The sequence below is a fragment of the Paraplanobispora siamensis genome (genome assembly GCF_016863175.1).
In the GTDB taxonomy this organism is placed as follows: domain Bacteria; phylum Actinomycetota; class Actinomycetes; order Streptosporangiales; family Streptosporangiaceae; genus Planobispora; species Planobispora siamensis.
In genome coordinates, this window is sequence record NZ_BOOJ01000015.1 from 36,105 (window position 1) to 42,284 (window position 6,180).

Annotated in this window: 8 protein-coding genes; 3 read left to right on the plus strand and 5 right to left on the minus strand. The window is 69.1% G+C overall.

Going from position 1 to position 6,180, the window contains the following annotated elements:
- Nucleotides 1-150: 150 nt before the first annotated feature.
- From Psi01_RS08675 to Psi01_RS08685, 3 genes are all read right to left on the minus strand, one after another.
- Nucleotides 151-606, minus strand: a complete 456-nt coding sequence (locus Psi01_RS08675) for a DUF6098 family protein (protein ID WP_204063430.1) — start codon at nt 604-606, stop codon at nt 151-153.
- Between the two features lie 172 nt (nt 607-778).
- A complete protein-coding gene (locus tag Psi01_RS08680) occupies nt 779-1,195 on the minus strand; it encodes a CBS domain-containing protein (protein WP_204063431.1) in 417 nt (138 codons plus the stop codon).
- An 86-nt stretch (nt 1,196-1,281) separates the two neighbouring features.
- Nucleotides 1,282-1,479 carry a hypothetical protein gene (locus tag Psi01_RS08685; protein WP_204063432.1) on the minus strand — a complete coding sequence of 66 codons (198 nt, stop codon included), beginning with the start codon at nt 1,477-1,479 and terminating at the stop codon, nt 1,282-1,284.
- A gap of 114 nt (nt 1,480-1,593) precedes the next feature.
- On the opposite strand from Psi01_RS08685, the gene Psi01_RS44055 reads away from it, so the two are divergent.
- Nucleotides 1,594-1,719 carry a hypothetical protein gene (locus tag Psi01_RS44055; protein WP_275424502.1) on the plus strand — a complete coding sequence of 42 codons (126 nt, stop codon included), beginning with the start codon at nt 1,594-1,596 and terminating at the stop codon, nt 1,717-1,719.
- A 47-nt stretch (nt 1,720-1,766) separates the two neighbouring features.
- On the opposite strand, the gene Psi01_RS08690 is transcribed toward Psi01_RS44055, so the two are convergent.
- Nucleotides 1,767-3,275, minus strand: a complete 1,509-nt coding sequence (locus Psi01_RS08690; RefSeq protein WP_204063433.1) for a M28 family peptidase — start codon at nt 3,273-3,275, stop codon at nt 1,767-1,769.
- A gap of 132 nt (nt 3,276-3,407) precedes the next feature.
- Nucleotides 3,408-4,946, minus strand: a complete 1,539-nt coding sequence (locus Psi01_RS08695; RefSeq protein ID WP_239127339.1) for a M28 family metallopeptidase — start codon at nt 4,944-4,946, stop codon at nt 3,408-3,410.
- A gap of 271 nt (nt 4,947-5,217) precedes the next feature.
- On the opposite strand from Psi01_RS08695, the gene Psi01_RS08700 reads away from it, so the two are divergent.
- Together Psi01_RS08700 and lipB are read left to right on the plus strand one after the other, a co-directional pair.
- Nucleotides 5,218-5,412, plus strand: a complete 195-nt coding sequence (locus Psi01_RS08700; RefSeq protein WP_204063434.1) for a PspC domain-containing protein — start codon at nt 5,218-5,220, stop codon at nt 5,410-5,412.
- A 15-nt stretch (nt 5,413-5,427) separates the two neighbouring features.
- Nucleotides 5,428-6,063, plus strand: coding sequence for a lipoyl(octanoyl) transferase LipB (gene lipB / locus Psi01_RS08705; protein WP_204063435.1), 636 nt, complete (start codon nt 5,428-5,430; stop codon nt 6,061-6,063).
- Nucleotides 6,064-6,180 lie beyond the last annotated feature (117 nt).

A 6,180-nucleotide genomic window follows, 5' to 3' on the forward strand; every position in this document is an offset into this window, starting at 1 on the left:
GCGCGTGCGTGACCTCCGAGAGGTTAGCGGAGGGAAGTGAAGGCTGTGACTCGGCCTTTCGGTTGATACGCCGGCGGACGGCCCGGGGTTCAGCGGCGGGCGGTCTGGGGCTCCGTCGCCGTGGCTCCGCCGCCGCGGCTCCGGTCCCCGTCAGCCCGGGGCGCCGCGACCGCGGTCCAGCGGTCCCCATTCGGGACACCCCTGGCCGTCGACGAGCTCGCTCGCCTCTTTCATGACCGCGTCGTCGACGATGGCCACCACCTCGTCGTACTCGATGAGCGGCTCGTTGTCGGGTCCGCGGCCCACCTCCTCCCCGTGCACCACCCACGCCTTGACCCCGGGCCCCCGCTCGCGCCGCAGGTGGGAGTAGTCGTGCAGCCGCCGGGCGGCCCACAGCCGCATCGGGCGGTCGCCCCACCACTCCTCGATGTCCAGGGGGTTGGCGGACAGGCCGGGCAGCTCGGCTCCGGTGAGGGAGTCCCGGCTGCCGCCGTGCTCACCGTTGCCGTTCAGATCCTTGGACCACCGGATGAAGAGTCCCCGCCGCCTGTCGAGCAGCGTGGTGAGCTCCGACAGGCTGGTGACGACCGACGGCTCCGAGGCCATGCGTCACCATCTCCCTCCCGTTGACGGTGAGCTGCCGATTCCCCAGCGGCGGCGGCTCACACACGTTGACACGGCCGTGGGTCGGCGGGGAACCCGGATGCCTCCCATACGGACAGGCCGGGATCACCCTGCGGCGGTCCCGGCTCCGTCCATCAGGCACCGGATCCCGGGCCTACTGGTTGCCCCTCGCGGCGGAGATGTCGGCCAGGGCCGAGTCGGGGTCGCGCTCCATCGCGAGGTCGCCGATGCTCACGATGCCCACGGCCTTGTTGTTCTCGACCACCGGCATCCGGCGTACGGCCTTGGAACGCATCAGCTGGACGACCTGCTCCAGGCTGGTGTCGGGCCCGACGGTCACCAGGTCGTCGCTGCACGCGTCCTGGACCGGAGTGTCGGGTCCCTTGTCCTCGGCCACGATGCGGACGGCGATGTCGCGGTCGGTCACGATCCCGCTGATCACTCCGTCGTTGGTGATGATGACCGCCCCGGTGTCCTCGCTGCTCATGATCCGGGCCGCGACGGACACGGGCTGCCCGGCGTCGATGGTCGCGGGATTGGCCGTCATCACATCGGCCACCGTCTTGCTCATGAGATCCCCCTTCGCGCTTGTGTGAGGACTCATACCCCACTTAAAGCGGACAAAAAGCTATATATCTCCGGATGTGTGATCGGTGATCAGGCGGGGTGCGGAGGCTGCTGGTCGGGCGGGACGCCGCCGCCCTCTCCGCCACCCTTGTTGCCCTTGTCGGTGCCGTGCGCGTGTCCTCCGGAGGCGGCGGTGCCGCTCGGAGACTCGGGGACGACGTCGAGATTCTCGTCGTTCGTCGGGGCGCCGCCGGACCTGCGGAGTTCGTTCTGTTGCGGCTGGGTCATGATGGACCTCCTTCGATCAAGACAGGACGATTCCCCGGAGGGTGGCGTTGAATCCGGAATGAGAGTTCCGGACGGTATGAAATGGGACGCCGAGGGCATCAGGCGACTATGACGATGCCAGAGGAAAGCCGCCCGAAGACCGATGACAACGACCCGCTCCTGCGGTCGGTCGCCGAGGAGAACCAGGACGGGGACGGGGCCTCCGCCGACGAGGACGAGAACCTCGAAGACCTCCAGTGAACGGGTACGGCCGCGCCCGTCCGGGCGCGGCCGTGTCTTCGTGGTGGTTATCGAGTGATCTTGACGTCGTCCACCCCGGCCTCGACCAGCGAGGCGCCGGAGGCGTCGGCGGCCTGGATCAGGACGCGGATGCTCTGCCCGGTGTAGGCGGACAGGTTCGCCGTGGCCGTCGTCCAGGCGCCGTTGCGGTTGGTAGCCGAGCCCAGCTGCTGGAACACCTGCGTGGTACCCGCGGAGGTGACGACGCTGACGCGGAAGTAGTCGGCGCTGGAGGAGTTGGACCCGTGCGCCAGGTACCACGACAGCGACAGGTTCAGCGTCCCGCTCGACGGCAGGGTGATCGGCGGTGACTGGATGCTGGTGACGCCGCCGTCGATGTCGAAGTCACCCGCCGAGGCTCCCGCCTGGCGTCCGGTGACCAGGTCGTTGGTCCCGCTGACCGTGGTGCCGAGCTGCTTGGCGCCGCTGGAGGTGGTGGCCGCCGGGTCACCGCGCTCCCACGTGCCGGTGGTGGCGGTGTCGGTGCCGTTCGGGTTGACCGTCCAGCCGTTTTCCGCCTCGAAGGTGTCCTGCCAGACGACCACCGGCGGGGTCGCGGTCGCGATCGTCCAGACCGCGTAGGCGATGGCGTCGGCGTTGCGGTCCAGCGCGGTGTCGTTGATGTTGGCGGTCGTGTCGCAGGAGCGGTGGTAGCAGCGGTCGAAGGCCTGGCCCGCCGTACCGCCCCAGAGTGAGGCCTGGGCGCTGGACTTGATGCCCTCGGCCCCGGTGAACGTGCCGCCCGCCGGGATCCCGACGGCGATGAACGGGCCGTAGTCGGAGCGGCCGTCGAAGTCCGTGCCCCGGGTGGGCACGCCGATCGAGGTGAAGTAGTCCTGGATGGTGCGCTCGATCTGGGCGGACCCGGCCGGGCCGGGGCCCGCGCCCGTGCCGTCGGAGTTGTCGCCGTCGTAGACGAAGTACCCGGGGTTGGGCGAGCCCACCATGTCGAAGTTCAGGTAGCCCTTGATCCTGGACCGCTCGGTGGCGGACAGGTTGTTGACGTAGAACTGCGAGCCGCGCAGGCCCAGCTCCTCGGCGCCCCACCAGGCGAACCGCAGACGCTTGGCCGGGGCGAGGTTCTGGCGGGCGACCTCCAGGGCGGTCTCCAGGATGGCGGCGCTGCCGGAGCCGTTGTCGTTGATGCCCGGCCCGGCGCTCACGCTGTCGAGGTGCGCGCCGACCATGAGGACGTCGTTCGCGTCGCCTGCCCGCGTCCATTCGGCGATGACGTTGTAGCCGGTCGCGCCGTTGTAGGTGAAGGACTGCAGCGTGGTGGTGAACCCCGCCGCGTCCAGCAGGCCCTTGACGTAGTTGGCCGAGGCCAGATAGCCGGGGCGGCCGTGGGCGCGGTTGCCGCCGTTGTCGTTCGCGATCGTCTGGAACTGGGACAGGTGGGCCTTTACGGCGGCCAGGGAGATGTCGGGCGCCGCCGCGGCGGTGGCGGCCGCGGGTGCGGTGAACGCCAGCGGAAGGGCCAGGATCACTGCCGTTCCGATGGCTCGGAGAGTGCGCATGGGGTGCTCCTCAGGGTTTGAGGTGGGGGGTCCCCCGAGCGGCGTGCGCCCCGGTCGGGGCGCACGCCGTACATCGTGGTGCGCTGAGCGGCGACCCTGACGGGTCACGCTCGGTTCAGGCCGTCTCAGACCTTACTTGGCCGGCTCGCCGTGGGAGTGGGAGTGGCCGGAGGAGGCGGCCGCGGACTTCGCCAGGGCGGCGGCGTTGCGGTCGGGGATGTCGGACAGGTCGAAGGAGAAGAACGACGAGGTGTAGGCGATCGCCTTGGAGTTGCGCTCCAGGGCGGCGGCGTTGATGTTGGTGATCGTGTCGCACTCGGAGTGGTAGCAGGGGTCGAAGGCGACGCCGGCGGTGCCGCCGAACTTCGCGGCCTGCTCGGGCGTCTTGATGCCCTCGGCGCCGGTGAAGATGCCGCCGGACGGGATGCCGTTGGCGATGAACGGGCCGTAGTCGGAGCGGCCGTCGAAGTCGGTGCCCTCGAACGGCAGCTGGCGCTTGGCGTAGAAGTTCTCCAGGCGCTTCTCGATCTCGGCGGAGCCGGCCGGGCCGGGGCCCGCGCCCTCGGCGTCGGAGTCGTCACCGTCGTAGAGGAACGTGGCGTCGTTGGGCGAGGCCACCATGTCGAAGTTCAGGTAGAGACGGATCTTGTCCTTCTCGGCCTGCGACAGCTCGGCCACGTACTGCTCGGAGCCGAGCAGGCCCAGCTCCTCCGCGCCCCAGAAGCCGAAGCGGAGCTTGTACTTGGTGGGCACGTAGGCCATCTTCAGCGCGGTCTCCAGGATGGCGGCGCTGCCGGAACCGTTGTCGTTGATGCCGGGGCCCTCCTCCACGCTGTCCAGGTGGGCGCCGACCATGACGATCTCACCGCTCTTGCCCCAGCGGGAGTCGGCGATGAGGTTCTTGGTCTTGCCGACCTCAGTCTTGGCGTCGACCTTCAGGCGCACCGTCGTGCCGGGGCTGTCGGCCAGGTCGAGGCCGACGGCCGTGCTGGCCATCACGATCGGGAAGCCGAAGCGCCATTCGACGATGTCGAACGCCAGCGGGTCGGTACGGCCCGGCTGACCCTCGTTGAAGAAGATCACGCCGGCCGCGCCCGCCGCCTTGGCGTTGGTGGCCTTGTCGACGAACGGGCAGGTGCCGCGCTGGATCAGCGCGATGTTGCCGGGTGTGAACCCTGCGAAGTCGCTGGCCTCGCAGCCCGCGGTGGAGGTGTTGGGGTTCGGCGCCGGCGGGATGACCGGATCGACCACCTGGATCGGCGCGGTGACGTCACCGCCGCTGGAGGAGGCCACGGTCACGAAGTCGGGGCCGTTGGTGTAGGTCTTGGCCTCGGGCGTGATCTGCTGGAGGACCGAGGGGGAGAACTCCTCCCACTTGATCGGGAACTCCACGTCGGTGGTGGAGGTCCGGTAACCGGCCTTGCGGAGCTTGTCCTGCACATATGCAAGCGAGGCGTCGTACCCGGCGGTGCCCGCCGCGCGGTTGCCGCCGTTGGCGGTGGCGATCTCCTGGAACTTGTCCAGGTGCTTCTTGACGTTCTTGCCCTTGACCTGGTGCGCGATGGCGTTGGCCAGCACATCCGGGACGTCGACCCCGGACGACGCGTTCGCCGCGGGGGTGAAGGCAAGGGGAAGGGCGAGGGCCGTGGCGAGGGTGAGGCCTCGGACCAAGCCGTGTCGGAATCTCAGGCGCATAACGCTCCTCGGGAGACTGTATGGGGGGTCCCATTCCGTACTAGAGCGGAACGTACCGTTATCAATCACCTTCGACTAGAGCTGTTGACGCCGAGTTGCAAAAAGTTATGAAGCATGAGTTGACCATGACGCGGGAGGCGCGAAGGCCCGACCCTGACAGGGTTTTCTCAGGGATGCTGAGGGAACGTGGTGCTCTTCGGCGTTCGTTTCACCGGGTGAGAAACGACAACGATCCGGGAGATGCAAAGTGCACCGTTCGAGAAACCACAAGATAATCGCCGGCGTCTGCGGCGGGATCGCGGAGAGCCTCGGCTGGTCGCCCACGGTCGTCCGGGTGCTGTGGCTGCTGCTCTCACTGATTCCGGGACCCCTGTGGGTCGCCTACGTCCTGATGTGGATCCTCATCCCCAAGGCGCCCGCGACCCACCACACCCGCTACTGAAAATAAGCTGGGGGCATGAGGCAACGCCCCCTGTCCCTGCTCCAGGACGATCTGGTCGACTACGAGAAGGCCATGGAGCGGATGACCGACCTGGTCGGCGAGCGGCAGCGCGACGAGCGGCCGGACACCCTCTGGCTGCTCAGCCATCCGCAGGTCTACACCGTCGGCAGACGCACGCTGGAGCAGCACCTGCCCGACCCGTCCCACGGCATCCCCGTCGTGAGCACGGGCCGGGGCGGGCAGCTCACCTACCACGGCCCCGGCCAGCTCGTCGGCTACCTGATCGTCAAGCTCGGCGAGGGCGAGGGGATCGTCGACTACGTGCGCGAGGTAGAGCTCCGGCTCGTCGACGCGCTGCGGGAGCTGGGCGTTGCGGCCGAGCGCCGCGACACCCCGCCCGGCTCGGAGCTGCTCACCGGCGTGTGGACGAGCGAGACCGGCCGGAAGATCGTCTCCATCGGCATGCGCCAGAGCCGCGGCGTCACCAGCCACGGGTTCGCCCTCAACGTCGACGGCGACCTGACCCCGTGGGACTGGGCGGTGCCCTGCGGCATGCCGGATGTGGACATGACCTCCCTCGCCCGCGAGACCCCCGGCATCCCGATGGACCGGGTCCGGGCCGCGGTCGCGGAGGCCTTCGAGGCGAGCTGACCCGACAGGGGTGAGCTGATCCGGCCGAGACGAGTTCACCCGACAGCCCGCACAGCCCGCACAGCCCGCACAGCCCGCACAGCCCGCGACCGTACGGCGGGCGCCCACGGCAGGGCG